Source organism: Streptomyces sp. MUSC 14 (assembly GCF_001866675.1).
Classification (GTDB): domain Bacteria; phylum Actinomycetota; class Actinomycetes; order Streptomycetales; family Streptomycetaceae; genus Streptomyces.
The window spans coordinates 65,006-84,263 of sequence record NZ_MLYN01000051.1 but is presented as its reverse complement, the minus strand read 5'-3'; the positions used below and the strand labels follow the sequence as shown (position 1 = coordinate 84,263).

Sequence of the window (19,258 nt, the reverse complement as noted above, 5' to 3'; positions counted from 1 at the left end):
CCGTGGCCCCTCTCAGAGCACGCTCGTCATGCCGCCGTCGACGTACAGGATCTGCCCGCTGACGAAGTCGGCCGCGGGCGAGGCCAGGAAGAGCACACCGCCCACCAGGTCCTCCGTGCGGCCCCAGCGGCCGGCCGGGGTGCGCCGGCGCACCCACGCGCCGAACTCCTCGTCGTCCACCAGGGGCCGGGTCAGCTCGGTCTCGATGTAGCCCGGACCGAGCCCGTTGACCTGGACACCGCAGGGCCCCCAGTCCGCGCACATGCCCTTGGTGAGCATCTTCAGCGCGCCCTTGGTCGCCGCGTACGGCGCGATGCCGGGGCGGACGACCTCGCTCTGCAGCGAACAGATGTTGATGATCTTGCCGTGGCCGCGTGCCGTCATCCGCCGGGCGGCCTCGCGTCCGACGAGGAACGCGCTGGTGAGGTTGGTGTCCAGGATGCGGTGCCAGTCGGCGTCCGCGAACTCCAGCAAGGGGGCGCGCAGTTGCATGCCCGCGTTGTTCACCAGGATGTCGAGCGGGCCCACCCGCTCCTCGATGTCCGCGATCCCGGCGGCCACGGATGCGCCGTCGGTCACGTCGAACACCGCCGTGCGGATCCGGTCCCGGTCCCCGGGCAACTGCGCCGCCGCTTCCGTGAGGCGGCCGGCGTCGCGCCCGTTGAGGACGACCGCGCAGCCGGCCTCGGCCAGGCCCCGGGCGAGGGCGAGACCGATGCCGCGGCCGGAACCGGTGACCAGGGCCGTACGGCCGCTGATGTCGAAGAGCGGGTGAGCCGTCATCGCCGTACCCCTGTCCGGGTCGTGTCCCTAGATGATCAGTGAGAGCAGCAGGACCAGGCCGCCGGCCACCACCGAGAGGATCGTCTCCATGGCCGACCAGGTCTTGACGGTCTGCCCGACGTCCAGCCCGAAGTACTCCTTCACCAGCCAGAAGCCGGCGTCGTTGACATGGCTGAAGAAGAGCGAGCCGGCGCCGATGGCGAGGACCAGCAGGGCGGTGTGGGTGGTCGACATGCCGGCCGCCAGCGGAGCCGCGAGCCCCGCCGCCGACACGGTCGCGACCGTCGCCGAACCCGTCGCCAGCCGGATCACGACCGCGATCAGCCAGGCCAGCAGGAGCGCCGGGATCGACCAGTCCTTGGAGATGTCCAGGATCATCTGGCCCACCCCGGAGTCGATCAGCGTCTGCTTGAAGCCGCCGCCCGCGCCGACGATCAGCAGGATCCCGGCGATCGGCATCAGGCCCTTCTCGACCGTCTGCTGGAGCCGTTCCCTGCTGAACCCGGCGGGCCGGCCCAGCGTGAAGAACCCGACGATCACCGCGGCCAGCAGGGCGATCAGCGGGGAGCCGACGACGTCGAAGACGCGCTGGGTGTGGTTCGCCGGATCGTCCACGACGATGTCCACCAGCGCCTTGGCCAGCATCAGCACGACGGGCAGCAGCACGGTGGCGAGCGTCGCGCCGAAGCCGGGGCGCCTCTCCAGCTCCTCCGAGGGGCGCTGCGGCAGCATGCGGTCGGGCGCCTGGACGTCCACCCAGCGGGCCGCGACCTTCGAGAACAGCGGACCGGCGATGATCACCGTCGGGATCGCGACCACGATGCCGAGCGCCAGGGTCACGCCCAGGTTGGCCTTGACCGCGTCGATCGCGACCAGCGGGCCGGGGTGCGGCGGGATCAGGCCGTGCATCACGGACAGACCGGCCAGGGCCGGGATGCCGATGCGCATCAGGGAGTAGTTGCCGCGCTTGGCGACCATCAGCACGACCGGGATCAGCAGCACGATGCCGATCTCGAAGAACAGCGGCAGACCGACCACGGAGGCGATGAGCACCATCGCCCACGGCATCGCGCGCCCGCCCGCCTTGGCGAGGATCGTGTCGACGATCTGGTCGGCGCCGCCGGAGTCGGCCAGCAGCTTGCCCAGGATCGCCCCGAGCGCGATCAGGACACCCACACTGGCCACCGTGGAGCCGAGCCCGGTGGTGAAGCTGGTGATCGTCTTGTCGAGCGGCGCCCCGGCGGCGGCCCCGAGCGCCAGCGACCCGACGGTCAGCGCCAGGAAGGCGTGGAGCTTGAACTTGGTGATGAGCAGGACGATCACGGCGATGCCCACCAGGACGGCGATGCCCAGCTGGGCGTGGCCTGCGGAGGTGATCGGCGGAGGCGCGTCCGCTGCCAGCATCTCGACACTGAGTCTGGTCACGGGGGTTCCCTTGCGGTTACGGGGACTTGTCGGGGGTGTCCCGCCGGGGCGGGGGTTGCACGGATGCGGGGGCCACGCGAAGGCGTGGGTAACGCGGGCGTCACGCGGCGGCCGGGAGGGCGGCCAGCGCCTGTACGGCGCGCTCGGTGATCTCCTCGGGGCCGCCGCTGACGTCCACGGCGACACCGGCCTCGTCCGGCTCCAGGGGCTGGAGCGTGGCGAACTGCGAGTCCAGCAGCGCGGTCGGCATGAAGTGCCCCTGGCGGTGGCCCATCCGGTCCTCGATGAGCCTCCGGTCGCCCGTGAGGTGCACGAAGACGATCCCGGGGGCGGCGGCCCGAAGCCGGTCGCGGTACGACCGCTTCAGCGCCGAGCTGCTGACCACCCCGCCCAGTCCGGCCCGCCCGTGCGCCCAGTGCCCGATGGCGTCCAGCCACGGCCACCGGTCGGCGTCGTCCAGCGGGGTCCCGGCCGACATCTTGGCGATGTTGGCCGGCGGATGGAAGTCGTCGCCCTCGGCGTACGGAACGCCCAGCCGCGCGGCGAGCAAGGGACCGATGGTGGTCTTGCCCGTCCCCGCGACGCCCATCACGACGACGACCTGGGGGGTACGCATTACTGCCTCGCTGTCTTCCTCGACATCCGACGCCACATCGGCGTCGCCACACTGAAACTCATTAGGTACGACGAATTCAAGAGTGTGTGACATATAAGTCTGACTTTTTCCCTCGGTGATCCAGGCCGTACGCTGAGTGCATGAGCACACCGGGCCGGGGGTTGCACGGCCATGTACTGGACTCCCTCGGACCCGCCATCACCGGGGGCGAGTACCCCCCGGGCAGCGTCCTGCGGACGGACGAACTCGCCCAGCACTTCGAGGTGTCACGCTCCGTGATGCGCGAGGCGGTCCGTGTGCTCGAATCGATGCACCTGGTCGAGTCCCGCCGCCGGGTGGGCGTCATCGTCCGCGCCAAGTGCGAGTGGAACGTCTACGACCCGCAGGTCATCCGCTGGCGCCTCGCGGGCGCCGACCGCCCGCACCAGCTGCGCTCGCTGACCGTGCTGCGCTCCGCGGTCGAACCCGTCGCGGCGGGCCTCGCGGCGCGGCACGCGACGGCCGGGCAGTGCGCCGAACTCACCGAGTGCGCGCTCGGCATGGTGGCCAACTCACGCGGCCACCAGCTGGTGGGGTACCTGATCCACGACATGGCCTTCCACCGCGTGATCCTCACGGCCTCGGGCAACGAGATGTTCGCCCGCCTCGGCGACGTCGTCGCGGAGGTGCTGGCCGGGCGCACCCATCACGAGGTCATGTTCGAGGACCCCGACCCGGCGGCCGTCACCCTGCACGTGCAGGTCGCGGAGGCGGTCCGCGAGGGCGACGCGGCCCGCGCGGAGGAACTGACCCGGCAGATCACCGTGGGCGCCCTCCAGGAACTGGACGTCCTGGCGCCCTAGGGGGCGTCGTCTGGATCATGCCAGCGTCGCGGGGTCTGGGGTCGGTCGGCAGGCGCCGTTCCTCACGGCCGACCTGGTCCGGACGACACCCCCAGCCGGGCGGTCCGGCTCAGTCCAGGAACTCCCCGTCCACGTACACCCACGCCCCGTCGACCCGCTCGAAACGGCTGCGCTCGTGCAGCGCACCGCCCCGGTAGGAGGCGCGGAACGTCACGGTGCCCGTCGTGTGGAACGCGGACCCGTCGGTGCTGTCCACGATCTCCAGCCCCGTCCACCGCATCCGCGGATCCAGCTCCAGCCGCTCCGGCCGGGTCCGTGGATGCCAGGTGCGCAGGAGATACCCCGTGTCCCCCTTCACGAACGCGCTGTACCGCGACCGCATCAGCGCCTCGGCCGTCGGCGCGCCGGCACCTTGCTGATGGAAGCGGCCGCAGCAGGCGTCGTAGGACCGGGGGAGTCCACAGGGGCAGGTGCGCGAGGTCATGGGCCCTATTCTGCCCGGCCGAGGAGAGGCGGCCGCCGCGGGTCGGGTGCACAGTGGAAGGGCGACGCGCGGTGCAGGGAGGCGAGGCGGACGATGACCGATCCCATGCGAGGCCGTCCCCCGGCCGTCAAGGAGTGGCGGCTGAACCTGTATCTGTCCGAGCACGACCCGGACACCACGGCCCGGATCGTGCTGGACACCGGGGACAACGTGCTGGAGAGCCGCGCGGAGGCCCGCCGCAGCCCGTACGACCCCGAGGTACCCGAGATCGGCGACGAACTCGCCGCCGGGCGGGCGCTGATCGCCATGGGCCGGATCCTGCTGCGCGCCGCCGACGGGGACATGAAGGACGTCGGCGCGGCCGACATCGAGGGCCCGTCGCCGCTGTGGATGGACCGGGAATGGGAGTGAGGCCGCCGCTCAGCGCCCCTTGCGCAGGAACGTCCGCAGCTTCGTCAGCGGCCACGTGTTGATCACGTCGTCACGGGTGAGCCAGCCGCGCTGCGCGGTGCCGATGCCGTAGCGCAACGCGGCGAGATGCGGGACGGCGTGCGCGTCGGTGTTCACGGCGAACCGCACCCCGTGCTCACGGGCGCGCAGGATGCCCTCGTCCCCGAGGTCCAGCCGGTCCGGCTGGGCGTTGACCTCCAGCGCGGTGCCGGTGCGCGCGCACGCCGCGAACACCTCGTCCCAGTCGGCGTCCACCCCGGGCCTGCGGCCGAGCAGCCGGGTCGTGGGGTGCCCGAGGATGTTCACGTGACGGTTCTCGACGGCCCGCACCAGCCGCTTCGTCATCGCCCCGCGGCCCAGGTCGAAGTGCGAGTGCAGCGAGGCCACGCACAGGTCGAAGCCCGCCAGGAACTCGTCCGGCCAGTCCACCGCGCCGTCCGGCCCGATGTTCAGCTCCGTGCCGTGCAGCAGCCGCAACTTCCGTGGACCGCCGTCCAGTTCGCGTATCCGCTCCCGCTGGGCGAGGACCTTCTCGTCGGTCATGCGCTGCATGGACAGGCCGGGCGCGTGGTCGGTGACCGCGTAGTACGCGTAGCCGCGCGCCGCGGCCGCCGCCACCATCTCCTCCAGCGGGGCAAGCCCGTCGGTGAGGTCGGTGTGGGTGTGCAGGTCACCGCGGACGTCCTGCTCGGTCACCACCTCGGGCAGCTCGCCGTGCAGGCCCGCCTCGATCTCCCCGCGGTCCTCCCGCAGCGTCGGCGGTATCCAGGGCAGCCCCAGCCGGGCGTACACCTCCTCCTCGGTACGGGAGGCCAGCGACTCACCGCTCTCCGCGTCGAACAGTCCGTACTCGGACAGCTTCAGCCCCTGGTGCACGGCGATGGTCCGGGTACGGATGTTGTGGGCCTTGGAACCGGTGAAGTACTGCAGCGCGGCACCCCACGACTCCGGCGGCACCACCCGCAGGTCCACCTGGAGCCCCTTCGCGGTGCGCACCGACGTCTTCTTCGTGCCCCGCGCGATCACCTCGGCCGTGGCTGGCCACGCGCACAGCGCCGCCATGAACGGCTCCGACCGCTTCGCCGCGACCAGGACGTCCAGGTCGCCGACGGTCTCGCGCATCCGGCGCAGCGAACCGGCGTACGCGCAGCGCCTGCACCCGGTCACCCCGGACAGCTCGGCGACGATCTCCTCGGCCGTCTCCAGCGCCACCGACAGCGGCACCCGGGCGCCCGCCCGCCGCAGCAGCTCGATGCCGTGCCGGATGTTGTCCTGCGTCTTCTCGCCGAAGCCCTTCAGATCGGCCAGCGCGTCCGCCTCGATCGCCGCGGCCAGCTCGCTCACCGACGCGATGTGCAGCCCCTCGTAGAGCGCGAGCGCCTTCTTCGGGCCCAGGCCGGGGATCGTGGTCAGCTCCCGGACCCCGGCCGGGATCTTCGCCCGGCGCTCCTCGACGACGGCCATCTTCCCCGTGCGCAGGTACTCGGCGACCTTCTCGGCGATGGACCGGCCCACGTGCGGGATCTCCCGCAGGCCGGCGGGGTCCAGCGTGGCGACGTCCGCCGGATACCCGCCGATGGCACGCGCGGCCTTCTCGTAGGCGCGCGCCTTGAAGGCGTCGCCTCCCGTGATCGCGATGAGGTCCGCGTACTCCCGCAGGAGCGCCTCGACCTCCTCGTTGGGCCGGGCCACCCTTCAAGTCTAGGGAGCGAGCCCCAGGACCGGCAGCGGCGGCAGCTTCGCCCCGTACACCCACGCCTCGAACAGCCCGGCCGTGGGGGCGTCCGCGAAGCGGGCCACGTGCTCGGCGAACGCGGCCGTCGTCACCGTGCCGCTGCGGTGCAGCCGCACCCAGTCGCGCAGCATCCGGAAGAACGCCTCGTCGCCCAGCGCACAGCGCACCGCGTGCAGGGTCAGACCGCCCCGCTCGTAGACCCGGTCGTCGAACAGCGACCGGCGCCCCGGATCGGCCAGCCGCAGATCCTGCGGCAGCGTGGTGAGCAACTGGTGGGCCGTGGCCGCCAGTTGCTGGGCGCTTCGGCCGCCCGAGCGCTCGGACCACAGCCATTCCGCGTACTTGGCGAAGCCCTCGTTCAGCCAGATGTGCCGCCAGTCCGCGACGGACACGCAGTTGCCGAACCACTGGTGCGCCAGTTCGTGCGCCACCAGCCGCTCCGAACCGCGGGCGCCGTCCACGTGGTTGGCGCCGAACAGCGACAACCCCTGTGCCTCGACGGGCACATCGAGCTCCTCCTCGGTCACCGCGACCGCGTACTCGTCGAACGGGTACGGCCCGAACAGCTCCTGGAACAGCTCCATCATCGCGGGCTGGCGCGCGAAGTCCCGGGAGAACTCCGGGAGCAGATGCGCCGGGATGTGCCCGTGCTGCGGCACCCCGCCCGGACCCGGATCGCCCAGCAGCACCGTCTGGAACTTGCCGATCGCGAGGCCCACGAGATAGCTGGACGTGGGCGCGGACTGCTCGTACACCCACGTGGTCGTGGACGCCTTCGTCGTCCGGGTCAGCAGCCGCCCGCCCGCGACCACCGCGTACGCCGACGGCGTCGTCACCGAGATCTGGTACGACGCCTTGTCGGCGGGCCGGTCGTTGCACGGGTACCAGGACGGCGCCCCGGTCGGCTGGCTCGCCACCAGCGCCCCGTCCGCCAGCTCCTCCCAGCCGATCCCGCCCCAGGGGCTGTTCACCGGCTTCGGGTTGCCGGACCAGTGCACCTCGACGGTGAACGCGGCCCCGGCCCGGATCGCCTTGGCCGGCCTGATCCGCAGCCGGCCGCCGCGGTGCGTCCAGTGCGGCTGGCGGCCGTCCACCCGGAGCCGGCCGATCCTGAAGTCGGCCAGGTTGAGCTGGAACTCGGTCAGCGCCGCCCGGCCCGCGATGGCGTTGATCCGGGCCGTGCCGGCCAGCCGGTTGGGGCCGGGCCGGTAGTCCAGCGCCAGCTCGTAGCGATGCACCCGGTACCGTGCGTCACCGTTGTCGGGAAAGTACGGGTCCGGGCCGGCCGACTGCTGAACTGCCACTGCTGTGTCCGCTCCCTGCGCTGTGCCACCACTCCGCTCCGCCGGCGCACCGCTCACCGACGCCGAGAGGCCCACGCTCACGGACGCCATGCCTCGATCGGATTGCCGAGCCAGCGGGTGTCGTCCGGGACGGACTCCGCGGCCATGACGAGCGACGCGGGACCCAGGGTCGTACGGGCCCCGACCGTGCTGCCGGGCAGCACGATCCCGCCAGGACCCAGTGTGGCGCCCTCACGGAGAACCACAGTATCCGTCCGCAAGATCCGGTCATGGAAGAGGTGCGTCTGGAGCACACAGCCGCGATTGACGGTGGCGGCGTCCTCCAGCGTCACCAGGTCCGCCTCCGGCAGCCAGTAGCTCTCCACCCACACACCCCGGCCGATGCGCGCCCCGAGCCCGCGCAGCCACGCCGTCATCACCGGCGTCCCCGGCACGGAACCGGCCAGCCACGGCACCGCCAGCACCTCGACGAACGTGTCCGCCAGCTCGTCTCGCCACACGAAGGAGCTCCACAGCGGATGCTCACCGGTGCGGTGCCGCCCCACCAGCGCCCACTTCGCGACGACCGACACGAGGGCCGCGACGCCACCGGCCACCAGCAGCACCACGCCCGACAGCGCCCACGCCCACACACCCAGCGCGCACAGCGCTGCCACCGTCGCCGCGGCCAGCGCCGCCGAGCACAGCACCGGCACGAACCGGCACAGCTCCACCAGCGCCCGCGCCCACAGCAGCCGCGCGGGCGGCTCGTACGTACGGCTCTGGTCCCCGTCGGCGGCGCTGCGCGGCAGCTTCACCGGCGGCAGCCCCAGATACGAGGTGCCCTTCTTCGCCTTCTTCGGCGTCGCCGACAGCACCCCGACCAGCCCGCCGTCCGGCACGCTGCGCCCCGGCGCCGTCATCCCCGAGTTCCCGAGGAAGGCCCGCCGCCCGATCTCCGCGCGCCCGATCCGCACCCAGCCGCCGCCCAGCTCGTACGGCGCGGTCAGCGTGTCGTCGGCGAGGAACGCCCCGTCGCCGACGGTGGTCAGGCTAGGCAGCGCCAGCACGGTCGACACCTCGGCGCCCCGCCCGATCCGCATCCCGAGCAGGCGCAGCCACACCGGCGTGACCAGCCCGGCGTACAGCGGGAACAGCGTCTCGCGTGCGCGGTCCATCAGCTGCGTCACGGTCCACGCCTGCCAGCCGATCCGGCTGTGCGTCGGATGCGTGCCCTCGCGCAGGCCGAGGCTCAGCGCCCGTACGACGACCAGGATCAGCAGCGCGTACGCCAGCCCGTAGGCCAGCGTGGCCGGGACCAGCGCCTGCGCCGCCCCGAGCAGGGCCCGGCCCGCGGAGTCGCCCGGCGCCACGAACAGCCCGGCGACCAGCAGTGCGGCCACGCCCGCGACCAGCGGCAGCGCGCTCAGCGCGAGCCCGGTCAGCCCGTACATCACCCGCCAGTACGTGCCCCGCTGCGGGCGCTCCTTCGGCCAGTTGCGCTTGGCCTTGCCCAGCTTCACCGCGGGCGCGCCCGCCCAGCGCTGGCCGGTCGGGACCTGCCGGCCGACGGCCGAGCCGGGCGCCACCTCGGCCCGCTTGCCGACGCGGGCGCCCGGGAAGAGCATGCTGCGGGTGCCGACGGTGGCGTGCGCGCCGACCCTGACCGGGCCGACCTCCAGCCGGTCGCCGTCCAGCCAGTACCCGGACAGGTCGACCTCGGACTCCACGGCCGCGCCCCGGCCCAGCCTGAGCATGCCGGTCACCGGCGGCAGCGAGTGCAGGTCCACGTCCGGCCCGATCTTGGCGCCCAGCGCCCGCGCGTACCGCTCCAGCCAGGAGCCGGTCAGCGTGGTCGCCCCGCTGAACTCGGCCAGCCGCTCGGCCGCCCACAGCCGCAGATGCACGCTCCCGCCGCGCGGATACCGCCCGGGTGCGAGCCCGCGCAGCAGCAGCCGCGCCCCGCCCGCGGCGAGCGCGATCCGGCCGGGCGGGGTGAAGAGCAGCAGCCCGCCGGCGGCGAGGAGCCACCAGGGGGCGGTCGGCAGCCAGGCGTATCCGGGCAGCACCGTGCCGACGGCGGCCAGGACGAGCGTCCAGCGCAGCCCGAGCAGCGTGAACAGCGGAAGGAGCAGCAGCACCTGGACGACCTGGGCGCGGACGGGCACCGGAGCCACGGTCCGCGCGGCGCCGTCATCCTGCGCCGACTGCTCCAGCCGCCGGGCCAGCTTGCGCAGGGTGGGCTGCTGGTAGATGTCGAGGACGGCCGCGCTCGGGTAGCGGGTGCGCAGCCGGGTGGTGAGCTGGGCGGCGGCGAGGCTGCCGCCGCCGATCGCGAAGAAGTCGTCGGAGGCACTGGTCACCGGGATGCCCAGCACCTCGGTCCACTGCTCGGCGAGCCAGGCCTCGGTGCCGTACAGATCCGCCTTGGGCGTCTCGAGGCCCTCCAGCGGCCACGGCAGCGCGTTCCGGTCCACCTTCCCGGACGTCCGGGTCGGCAGCTCGGCGACGGGCGCGAGCAGCGGTACGAGCGCGGCGGGCAGCTCGGCCCGCAGCTTCTCGACGGCGGCCGCGTGGTCCCAGCCGTCCTGCGTGACGACGTACCCGACGAGCAGCTGATTGCCGCTGCGGGCGGTGCGCACCGCGGCGGCGGCCCCCGCGACGCCCGGCAGCGCCTGGAGCGCGGCATCCACCTCGCCCAGCTCGATCCGCCGCCCGCCGAGCTTGATCTGCTCGTCCGCCCGCCCGAGGAAGATCAGCCCCTCGGGCTCGGCCCTGACCAGGTCCCCGCTCCGGTAGGCCCGCTCCCAGCCCAGCGACTCGAGCGGCGCGTACTTCTCCGCGTCCTTCCCGGCGTCGAGATAGCGCGCGAGCCCGACCCCGCCGATCACGAGCTGTCCGCTGTCGCCCATGGCCACGGGCTCACCGCCGTCGTCGACGACGGCCAGCTCCCAGCCGTTCAGCGGCAGCCCGATCCGGATCGGCTCCTCGCCGGTCAGCAGGGCGGCACAGGCCACGACGGTCGCCTCGGTCGGCCCGTAGGTGTTCCACACCTCGCGCCCCTCGGTGACCAGCCGCTGCGCCAGCTCGGGCGGGCAGGCCTCACCGCCGAAGATCAGCAGCCGTACGTCGTTCAGAGTCTCGGGCTCCCACAGCGCGGCCAGCGTCGGCACCGTGGACACGACGGTGATCTCCTGCTCGACCAGCCACGGGCCCAGGTCGGCACCGCTCCTGACCTGCGACCGGGGCACCGGCACCAGACAGGCGCCGTACCGCCAGGCCAGCCACATCTCCTCGCAGGAGGCGTCGAAGGCGACGGACAGCCCCGCCATCACCCGGTCCCCGGGCCCGATCGGCTCCTCGGTGAGGAACAGGGCCGCCTCGGCGTCCACGAACGCGGCGGCGCTGCGGTGCGAGACGGCGACGCCCTTGGGCTTGCCGGTCGACCCGGAGGTGAAGATGATCCACGCGTCGTGCCCGGTCCCGGGCCGCGCGGCGGGGGCGTCGGCGGCCCCGCCCTGCATGCTGACGGTGCACCCGGCCCCGACGACCGCCCGTACGTCCGCCTCCCCGAACACCAACCCGGCCCGCTCGTCCGGGTCCTCGGCGTCGACGGGGACGTAGGCGGCACCGGCGGCGAGCACGGCGAGAATCGCGACGTACAGCTCGTTGGTCCCCGACGGCACCCGCACCCCGACCCGGTCCCCGAGCCCGACCCCGGCATCGGTCAGCCGCCGCCGCACCCGCTCGACCTCACCGGCCAGCGCCCGGTAGCTGAGACACGTCGTACCGTCGTCCAGCGCGGGCTCGTCCGGGTGGGCCCGCACGGTCGCGTCGAAGACGTCCACCAGCGTGCGCGGCGACCCGGCTGGCCCGGCCGAGAAGCGGGCCCGGTCGCCGAACTCCGTGCGGATCTCTTCGTCGAGCAGGCCGAGAGCGCTGCTCTCGTCTATGGCTGCCATCGGGTCCTCACGTCGGTCCGGCTGAACTCACAAACCGAAGATTTTACTCCGACGCTAGGAGCCGCCTCCGGTTCCGGCCACTCGGGAGGGCCGTACCGGTGGACGCGACGAAGCCGGTCCGAGGGCGCTGAGCTGGGCATCCTCGCGCCGTACGAGACATGTCCCACACACCGCCAAGGAGCGGACAACCAGGGGCAGTTGGGGCGCCGACCGGTGCGCGGACCGGTTCGGGGGCATGCGAAAGGGCCCCTGATCGACAGGGGCCCTCACTGTGGTGTCCGAGGGGGGACTTGAACCCCCACGCCCGATAAAGGGCACTAGCACCTCAAGCTAGCGCGTCTGCCATTCCGCCACCCGGACAAGGTGTCTGTCGTGCGCTGGACCCTTTTGGCGGGGTTTCCCTCGCGGCGACGAAGGAAACATTACCAGGCTTTCGGGGATGGCTGATCACCCCCCGTTCCCGGGGCCGTGCCGCATGAACGGCGTATGTCGGGCCGTGCCCCGTCTTGGGCCGGGGGCGGGGCCGGAGAGAGGATGAGGGGACCCACCAGCAGTGACAGCGGGAGGAAGCGCGTGAGCGAGACGGAGACGGACACGGCCAGGAGCGTCACCGGCGAGGACGAGGTCGTGGACCTCTGCCGCGAGCTGATCCGGTTCGACACCAGCAACTACGGCGACCACTCGGGCCCCGGTGAGCGGGCGTCCGCCGAGTGGGTCGCCGAGAAGCTGACCGAGGTCGGGCTGGAGCCGAAGATCTACGAGTCGCACCCGGGACGCGCCTCCACGGTCGCCCGGATCGAGGGCGAGGACCCGTCGCGGCCGGCGCTGCTGATCCACGGCCACCTCGACGTCGTACCGGCCAACGCCGGCGACTGGACCCACCATCCGTTCTCGGGCGAGGTCGCCGACGGCTGCGTGTGGGGGCGCGGGGCCGTCGACATGAAGGACATGGACGCCATGACCCTGGCGGTCGTCCGCGACCGGCTCAGGAGCGGGCGCCGCCCGCCGCGCGACATCGTCGTCGCGTTCCTCGCGGACGAGGAGGCGGGCGGTACGTACGGCGCCCGGTACCTCGTCGACCACCACCCCGAGCTGTTCGAGGGCGTCACCGAGGCCATCAGCGAGGTCGGCGGCTTCTCCTTCACCGTGAACGAGCGGCGGCGGCTCTATCTGATCCAGACGGCCGAGAAGGGTATGCACTGGATGAAGCTGACCGTGGCCGGCACCGCCGGGCACGGCTCGATGATCCACCGGGACAACGCCATCACCGAGCTGTCCGAGGCCGTGGCCCGGGTCGGCCGGCACACGTTCCCGGTGCGGGTCACCAAGACCACCCGGGCCTTCCTCGACGAGCTGGGCGACGCGCTCGGCACCGAGCTGGACCCGGAGGACATGGAGGCCACCCTCGCCAGGCTCGGCGGCATCGCCAAGCTGATCGGCGCCACCCTCAGCAACACGGCCAACCCCACGCAGCTGAACGCCGGTTACAAGGTCAACGTCATCCCCGGCGAGGCCACCGCGCACATCGACGGACGGTTCCTGCCCGGCTACGAGGAGGAGTTCCTCGGCGACCTCGACCGGCTGCTCGGCCCGCACGTCCGGCGCGAGGACGTGCACGCCGACAAGGCCGTCGAGACCGGCTTCGACGGCGCGCTGGTGGAAGCCATGCAGTCGTCGCTGCTCGCCGAGGACCCCACCGCCAAGGCCATCCCCTACATGCTCTCCGGCGGCACCGACGCCAAGTCCTTCGACGACCTCGGCATCCGCGGCTTCGGCTTCGCCCCGCTGAAGCTGCCGCCGGAGCTGGACTTCGCCGGCATGTTCCACGGCGTGGACGAGCGGGTGCCGGTGGACGGCCTGCAGTTCGGTGTGCGGGTGCTGGACCGGTTCATCGACGCGTCGTGAAGCCTTGCCCTGGAGTAATCGGGCGCGCGTACGACACCGACTGAGAAGGGTGAATGCGACCATAAGCTCGTAGCTCCATTACTTCCTCCTCGTTACAGCTCATGTGATCCCCGCATCTTGGGATCGCATTGCCAATGAGGAGGAAGTAATGATCAAGAAGGTCGTCGCTGCTGCGGCTGCCACCGGTGGGCTGGTTCTCGCGGGCGCGGGCCTGGCTGTCGCCGACTCCGGTGCTCAGGGTGCCGCCGTGCACTCCCCGGGTGTCGTCTCCGGCAACGTCGTCCAGGCGCCCATCCACGTCCCGGTGAACGTGTGCGGCAACACGATCAACGTGATCGGGCTCCTGAACCCCGCCTTCGGCAACACCTGCCTGAACAAGTGACGCACGCTCCCTGAGGGGGCGTGCGCGACAAGCCGTCGGCCTCGGAGCGCGCCCCATGCGCTCCGGGGCCGACTGGCCTTTTCGTTCCGAAGTGAAGCGAAGGCAGGGGGGAATCAGCATGCGACAAGGCACGCGCAAAGGCCTGATGACATTGGCCGCCGCGACCGGGGTGATCGCCGCCGCGAGCGGCTACGCCCACGCGGACTCCGGCGCCGCGGGCGCCGCGGCCGGCTCGCCGGGCGTACTGTCCGGCAACACCGTGCAGGTGCCGGTGCACGCACCGGTGAACGTGTGCGGCAACACCGTGAACGTGGTCGGACTGCTCAACCCGTCCATGGGCAACTCGTGCGCCAACCACGGCGGTACGTCCGGGGGCCACGGCGGTACGAGCGGCTCCGGCGGTTCGGGGGGCTCGCACGCGGGCGGCCGCACCGGCGGCTCGCCCGGTGTCGGCTCCGGCAACACCGTGCAGGTGCCGATCGACGTCCCGGTGAACGTCTGCGGAAACAGCGTGAACGTCATCGGCGTGGGCAACACCGCCACGGGCAACGACTGTGCCAACGGCGGCGGCGGTCACCCGACCCAACCGCCCGGGGGTGGGCACGGCAACCCGCCGGGCCATCCGGGACACCCCGGTCACCCCGGACAGCCGGGCCATCCCGGTCACCCGGGGCACCCCGGACACCCCGGCACCCCGCACCACCCGGGTAAGCCGACTCATCCGGGAGGTCCGACGACCCCGCCCGGTCCGGGGGGTCACACGCCCCACGGGCCTCAGGGGACGCAGCAGTCGCACGGGCCGCACGGGGCCTCGCAGGCCGGGGCGCAGGGCGGCCGGGGCGCACAGCTCCCCACCACCGGTGAGCTGGCGCACACCGGCAGTGACGTGCCGCTCGGCCTCACGCTGCCGGCCGGTGCGGGCGCGCTGCTCGCGGGCACGGTGCTGTACCGCAAGGCACGCGCCTCCGTCTAGCGGTCGGCGCGGGCCCGCAGCGGTCAACGCCGGTTGAGGACAAGGGCGTACGGCACTGTGGGCCGTACGGCGCGGGAAAACGGAGCGGGCCCTGCCATGCCGGCCGGGCCCGTTCCGTTCAGATGTCCGGCCTCACCACGTGGCGCGCACCTGGCGGATGATCCGCCGGCGCAACCGCACCTTGCGGCTGCCGTCGCGCATCAGGCTCAGTCGGTCCAACTCCCAGTGTCCGTACTCGGCATGGTCCGTCAGCAGACGTGTGGCTTCCTTGCGGGAGACCCCGCGAGGTACGTACACGTCGACAAATTCGTATTCCGGCATCGCATCTATTGTGCGGGCTGGGGTCCGGTACGGATAGCGTCTGCACTATGTCTGATGCTGCGCAGCCCACCGCTGCCGAGGTACGTGCCGCCGCCGAGGCGGTCAAGACCGCGCTCGACCGTCATCTGGCGGCGGTCGAACGCAGGTCGGGGGAGGACGACCCGGCCGTCTCCGAGGCGTTCAACCAGCTCGCCGCGGCCGCCGAGGTGTACGACGAGCTGCTCTACGACCGCTACGACGAGGTCACACCCTTCGAGATCCCCGGTGCGGAGGAGCTGCCGCCGTACGCGGGCCCCGAGGAACCCAACGCGATCAGCGTGCTGATCCGCCGCGACTACGCCGTCGCGGAACCCCAGCGGCTGCTCGCGCAGGCCCAGCGGGTCGAGGCGGCGGAGTACGACGAGTCCGGCGGCCCGGCCGACGGCGCCGCCGGCACGGTCCCCGGCGCACTGGGCGTCCTCTTCGGTGAGTTCGAACCGGACGAGATCGCCTCCCGGCACAAGGAGTTCGGCCTGGAGGAAGGCGACTCCACGCTCTGGGTCACCGCGGCGGAGGAGCCCGCGGAACCCGGCGAGTGGCTGGAGACGCCGTTCGAGCACATCGACCCGCAAGGGGTGGTGTGCCGGTTCGACGTGAGCGCGGTGTTCGACGACGAGGACGCCGACGACGAGGATCTCGAGTTCGTCGACGACACGGACGCGGACGCGGCGGCGGACGACGACGAGGTCGAGGGCGTCAGACGATGACGTCCGCCGGTGGTGCCGGGCCGGCCTGAGGCCGCCGCGGCACCACCGGGATCTGCCGGGGGTCAGCCGGCCGCCGACGGCACCTGCGTGCGCAGCAGCGTCTGCAGGCGGGTCGTGCGGGGTCTGGCCGGCGTCTGCGCGACCGCCTGCGGCAGGGCCTGCTCCACCCCGTGGACCACGGACAGATGCCGCTCGGCCCGGCAGAACGCCGTATACACCCACGGTCTGCTGAGCGTCTGCGCCGCGTCGCCGGGCAGCACCACGACCGCCGCCGGCCAGCGGGCCCCGACCGCCTGATGCGCGGTCAGCGCCCAGCCGTGCCGTACGGCCCCCTCCACCCGCTCGCGCGGGACGACCACGGGGGTGCCCGCACAGGACAGGTGCAGTCCGTCGGCGTCGGCCGTCACCACCACGCCCGGCACCGTACGACCCGGGGCGGGGGTGTAGGCGATCCGGTCGCCGGGGTCGAAGCCGCCGAAGCGGCCCGGGCCGGGGTTGAGGCGCTCCTTCAGGGCGGCGTTGAGCGCGCGGGTGCCGGCCGCGCCGCCGTGTCCCGGGGTGATCACCACGGTCTGGTCGGCCGGGACGCCGATCGCCCGCGGTACCGAGTCCGCGACCAGCTGGACCGTGCGGTGCACGGCCTCGCCCGCGTCCCGCACCGGGACGATGACGATCTCCTTGCCGGGGGCGTCGACCTGGTTCAGCTCGCCGATTCCGATGCCGGAGACCAGCTCGCCGATCGGGCCGGGGTCGGGCACGCGGGAGGCGACCTGCGGGCAGGCACGGGCGGCCAGCAGGTCCGCGAAGACCCGGCCCGGACCGGCCGACCACAGCACCGCCGGGTCACCGCTGAGCACCAGCCGGGCCTCGTCCGGCAGCGACTCCACGAGCATCGCGGCGCTCTCCACGTCGAGCTGCGGGGCGTCGAGCACGATCAGCAGGTCCAGCTCCAGTGCGCCGTCCGCGTCCCGGCCCGGGCCCTCGGCACCGGACAGCAGCCCGGCCACCGTACCCACACCGCGCTCCGCCGCGTCCCCGCTCGCCAGCGGGCCCGGCAGCGCGGCCAGGCGACGGCTGCCGTCGGCCGTGTGGCAGACGGCGAAGGCCCGCAGGCCGGCGGTGCGGGCGGCGTCGAGCAGCGCGGCCGGTTCGGCTCGGGCCGACTCCCCGCCGGTGTGCAGCACCAGGCCGTGCCCGGCGAGCGCGCGAGCCAGCTCGGCCGCACCGCCGCGGGCCGCGTCGGCCGCCGCCCGCCAGGGCTCCTCGGTTTCCTTCGACAGGGAGTTGACGAGTCTCGCGAGGCCGTCGGCGAGGCTCTCCTCGGCCAGGGCGTAGCGCTCCAGACCGACGAGGACACGGACCGGCCGCTCCTCCTCGCCTTCCTCGCCTTCCTCGCCTTCCTCGCCCTCGCCGTCACGCTCGTCCGCCGCTCGGGGCGCCGCGCCGGGGGTGTCCTCCAGGGCGTCCTGGAAGGCCAGGGCCTCGGCCTCGGCGAGTGTGCTCTGCACCGCCGCGTCCGGGTCGGGCACGCCCTGCCGGCCCAGCGCCGTGCCGAGCGTGGACAGCTCCAGCGCGGTGTGCCCGGCGAGGGCGGCCTGCTCCAGCAGCCAGACGGTCACCGCGCGGCCCCGTCGCTCGTCGTCGGGTCCGCAGGCGGCGCCGAGCAGGGCCCGCGCGAAGCCGTCGGCCTGCTCCGGCCGGACACCGCCGATCCGCAGCAACTGCCAGGGGTCCTCGCGCAGTGCGGCGTCCGCGCCCTCGCCGAGCGCCGCCGCGATCCGGGGCGCCAGAGCCTCGGGGGCCCCGCCCTCGGTCAGCACCCGCCGGACGGCCTCGACGGCCTCCGCCGCGGGCATGCCGGGCGCGCCGGGTGCGTCGGCCGGGGCCGGTGCGGGCTGCGGCCGGCGCGCCGGCTCCGGGGCCGGGCGGCGGGGGGCCGGTGCGGGCTCGGCGAACACCGTGGCCGCCGGTTTCGCGCCGCCCTCCACCGCCCGGACCGCGGCGAGCAGGTCGGCCGCCGTACCGCTGAGCTTGGCACCGCTCTCGATCGGGCCCGACTTCTCGGCCTTGCGCCGCGCGATCCGCTCCCGCTCGACCCGCTGCGCGGCCAACTCGGCCTCCGCCTCGGACACCTGGGCCCCGGCCCCGCCACCCCCGCCCGAGCCGCTGTCGTCTTCGGCGACGCCGGCGCTCGCACCGTCCTCGGCGTCGGTCCCGGCCTCGCTCGCGCCGTCGCTCCCGTCCCCGGCCTCGGTCTCGTCCACGCCGCCGTCCTGCGCACGGCTCTCCGTGGGCGGGGCCTCAGGGGTGTCCGGTGTCCCCGGCCCGGCTTTCTCCGTGGTCTCCGGCTCCGTGCTCACAGCGTGCTCCAGTCGTGATCGGGATAGCGGTGCAGCGGCGCCGACACGTCGTCCAGCGCCCGGCAGATCTCGTCAGGAAGACTAAGCGCCTCCACTGACAATGCGGCCGTGAGCTGCTGCGCGTTGCGCGCGCCGACGATCGGGGCGGCCACGCCGGGCCGGTCCCGGACCCAGGCCAGGGCCACCTGGAGCGGGGTGACGGCGAGGCCGTCGGCGGCCGTCGTCACCGCGTCCACGATGTGCCTCGCCGTGTCGTCGAGGTACGGCTCGACGAAGGGCGCCAGATGCTCGGAGGCGCCGCGCGAGTCCGGCGGAGTGGTCTGCCGGTACTTTCCGGTCAGCACGCCCCGGCCGAGCGGGGAGGAGGGCAGCAGGCCCACGCCTAGGTCGCGCGCGGCGGGCAGCACCTCGCGCTCGACGCCCCGCTGGAGCAGCGAGTACTCCATCTGCGTGCTGGCCAGCCGGGTCCGGATGCCCGGCGCCGCGAGCTGCCAGGTGGCGGCCTTGGCGAGCTGCCAGCCGCAGAAGTTGGAGACGCCGGCGTAGCGGGCACGGCCGCTGCTCACCGCTATGTCGAGGGCCTGGAGCGTCTCCTCCAGAGGGGTGCCGGGGTCGAAGGCGTGCACGTGCCACAGGTCGACGTAGTCCGTGCCGAGGCGGGCCAGGGAAGCGTCGAGGGCGGCGAGCAGATGACCGCGGGAGCCGTCGAAGCGGCGGTCGGGATCGGGGACGCTGCCCGCCTTCGTGGAGATCACGAGGTCCCGGCGCGGCACCAGACCCTCCATCAGCTGTCCGAGCAGATACTCCGACTCCCCGCCGCCGTACACGTCCGCGGTGTCGACGAGCGTGCCGCCGGCTTCCCAGAACGTCTTCAGCAAGTCCGCGGCGTCGTGCTGGTCGGTGTCCCGGCCCCAGGTGAGGGTGCCGAGTCCGATCCGGGACACGCGCAGGCCGGTACGGCCGAGATGCCTCTGCTCCATGACCGCGAGAT

16 protein-coding genes and 1 tRNA gene are annotated in these 19,258 nt (G+C 73.1%); 6 read left to right on the top strand and 11 right to left on the bottom strand.

Annotated features, from left to right (window positions below; genetic code table 11):
- Positions 1 to 12: 12 nt before the first annotated feature.
- The 3 genes from BIV25_RS31140 to BIV25_RS31130 all read right to left on the bottom strand — a co-directional run bounded on the left by BIV25_RS31140 (position 13) and on the right by BIV25_RS31130 (position 2,824).
- The gene (locus BIV25_RS31140) at positions 13 to 783 is read right to left on the bottom strand and encodes an SDR family oxidoreductase (protein ID WP_071375810.1); all 771 of its coding nucleotides are present in this window, start codon (positions 781 to 783) and stop codon (positions 13 to 15) included.
- Between the two features lie 27 nt (positions 784 to 810).
- Positions 811 to 2,208, bottom strand: a complete 1,398-nt coding sequence (locus BIV25_RS31135) for a GntP family permease (RefSeq protein ID WP_071375809.1) — start codon at positions 2,206 to 2,208, stop codon at positions 811 to 813.
- A gap of 100 nt (positions 2,209 to 2,308) precedes the next feature.
- Positions 2,309 to 2,824: a gluconokinase gene (locus tag BIV25_RS31130; protein ID WP_071375808.1), complete on the bottom strand. Its 516-nt coding sequence runs from the start codon at positions 2,822 to 2,824 to the stop codon at positions 2,309 to 2,311.
- A 140-nt stretch (positions 2,825 to 2,964) separates the two neighbouring features.
- Between BIV25_RS31130 and BIV25_RS31125 the strand changes: the two genes are divergently transcribed.
- Positions 2,965 to 3,666 (top strand): FadR/GntR family transcriptional regulator, encoded by a 702-nt coding sequence (locus BIV25_RS31125; protein ID WP_071375807.1) that lies wholly within the window; start codon positions 2,965 to 2,967, stop codon positions 3,664 to 3,666.
- 109 nt (positions 3,667 to 3,775) lie between these two features.
- Here BIV25_RS31125 and BIV25_RS31120 read toward each other — a convergent pair whose 3' ends face one another.
- Positions 3,776 to 4,150, bottom strand: a complete 375-nt coding sequence (locus BIV25_RS31120) for a YchJ family protein (RefSeq protein ID WP_079176993.1) — start codon at positions 4,148 to 4,150, stop codon at positions 3,776 to 3,778.
- A gap of 93 nt (positions 4,151 to 4,243) precedes the next feature.
- On the opposite strand from BIV25_RS31120, the gene BIV25_RS31115 reads away from it, so the two are divergent.
- On the top strand, positions 4,244 to 4,561 hold the full coding sequence (locus BIV25_RS31115) for a dsRBD fold-containing protein (RefSeq protein WP_071375805.1): 318 nt from the start codon (positions 4,244 to 4,246) through the stop codon (positions 4,559 to 4,561).
- A gap of 9 nt (positions 4,562 to 4,570) precedes the next feature.
- Here the strand turns inward: BIV25_RS31115 and polX are convergent, their stop codons facing one another.
- The 4 genes from polX to BIV25_RS31095 form a co-directional block, all read right to left on the bottom strand.
- The gene (polX, locus tag BIV25_RS31110; protein ID WP_071375804.1) at positions 4,571 to 6,292 is read right to left on the bottom strand and encodes a DNA polymerase/3'-5' exonuclease PolX; all 1,722 of its coding nucleotides are present in this window, start codon (positions 6,290 to 6,292) and stop codon (positions 4,571 to 4,573) included.
- A gap of 9 nt (positions 6,293 to 6,301) precedes the next feature.
- On the bottom strand, positions 6,302 to 7,639 hold the full coding sequence (locus tag BIV25_RS31105; protein ID WP_071375803.1) for a M1 family metallopeptidase: 1,338 nt from the start codon (positions 7,637 to 7,639) through the stop codon (positions 6,302 to 6,304).
- 77 nt (positions 7,640 to 7,716) lie between these two features.
- A complete protein-coding gene (locus BIV25_RS31100) occupies positions 7,717 to 11,580 on the bottom strand; it encodes a Pls/PosA family non-ribosomal peptide synthetase (protein WP_071375802.1) in 3,864 nt (1,287 codons plus the stop codon).
- Between the two features lie 272 nt (positions 11,581 to 11,852).
- Positions 11,853 to 11,940 (bottom strand) — tRNA-Leu (locus BIV25_RS31095).
- 174 nt (positions 11,941 to 12,114) lie between these two features.
- Between BIV25_RS31095 and BIV25_RS31090 the strand changes: the two genes are divergently transcribed.
- The 3 genes from BIV25_RS31090 (at position 12,115) to BIV25_RS54105 (ending at position 14,840) form a co-directional block, all read left to right on the top strand.
- Positions 12,115 to 13,485, top strand: a complete 1,371-nt coding sequence (locus tag BIV25_RS31090) for a M20/M25/M40 family metallo-hydrolase (protein WP_071375801.1) — start codon at positions 12,115 to 12,117, stop codon at positions 13,483 to 13,485.
- Between the two features lie 148 nt (positions 13,486 to 13,633).
- Positions 13,634 to 13,867, top strand: coding sequence for a chaplin ChpH (chpH, locus tag BIV25_RS31085; RefSeq protein ID WP_071375800.1), 234 nt, complete (start codon positions 13,634 to 13,636; stop codon positions 13,865 to 13,867).
- A gap of 118 nt (positions 13,868 to 13,985) precedes the next feature.
- A complete protein-coding gene (locus BIV25_RS54105) occupies positions 13,986 to 14,840 on the top strand; it encodes a chaplin (protein ID WP_071375799.1) in 855 nt (284 codons plus the stop codon).
- Positions 14,841 to 14,972: 132 nt separating this feature from the next.
- Here the strand turns inward: BIV25_RS54105 and BIV25_RS31075 are convergent, their stop codons facing one another.
- Positions 14,973 to 15,161, bottom strand: coding sequence for a DUF5703 family protein (locus tag BIV25_RS31075; protein WP_067050609.1), 189 nt, complete (start codon positions 15,159 to 15,161; stop codon positions 14,973 to 14,975).
- Between the two features lie 47 nt (positions 15,162 to 15,208).
- Between BIV25_RS31075 and BIV25_RS31070 the strand changes: the two genes are divergently transcribed.
- A complete protein-coding gene (locus BIV25_RS31070; RefSeq protein ID WP_071375798.1) occupies positions 15,209 to 15,907 on the top strand; it encodes a hypothetical protein in 699 nt (232 codons plus the stop codon).
- 62 nt (positions 15,908 to 15,969) lie between these two features.
- On the opposite strand, the gene BIV25_RS31065 is transcribed toward BIV25_RS31070, so the two are convergent.
- Together BIV25_RS31065 and BIV25_RS31060 are read right to left on the bottom strand one after the other, a co-directional pair.
- On the bottom strand, positions 15,970 to 18,267 hold the full coding sequence (locus BIV25_RS31065; protein WP_071375797.1) for a helix-hairpin-helix domain-containing protein: 2,298 nt from the start codon (positions 18,265 to 18,267) through the stop codon (positions 15,970 to 15,972).
- Positions 18,264 to 19,247, bottom strand: coding sequence for an aldo/keto reductase (locus BIV25_RS31060; protein WP_071375796.1), 984 nt, complete (start codon positions 19,245 to 19,247; stop codon positions 18,264 to 18,266). The genes BIV25_RS31065 and BIV25_RS31060 overlap by 4 nt, the downstream gene beginning before the upstream one ends.
- Positions 19,248 to 19,258: the final 11 nt, after the last annotated feature.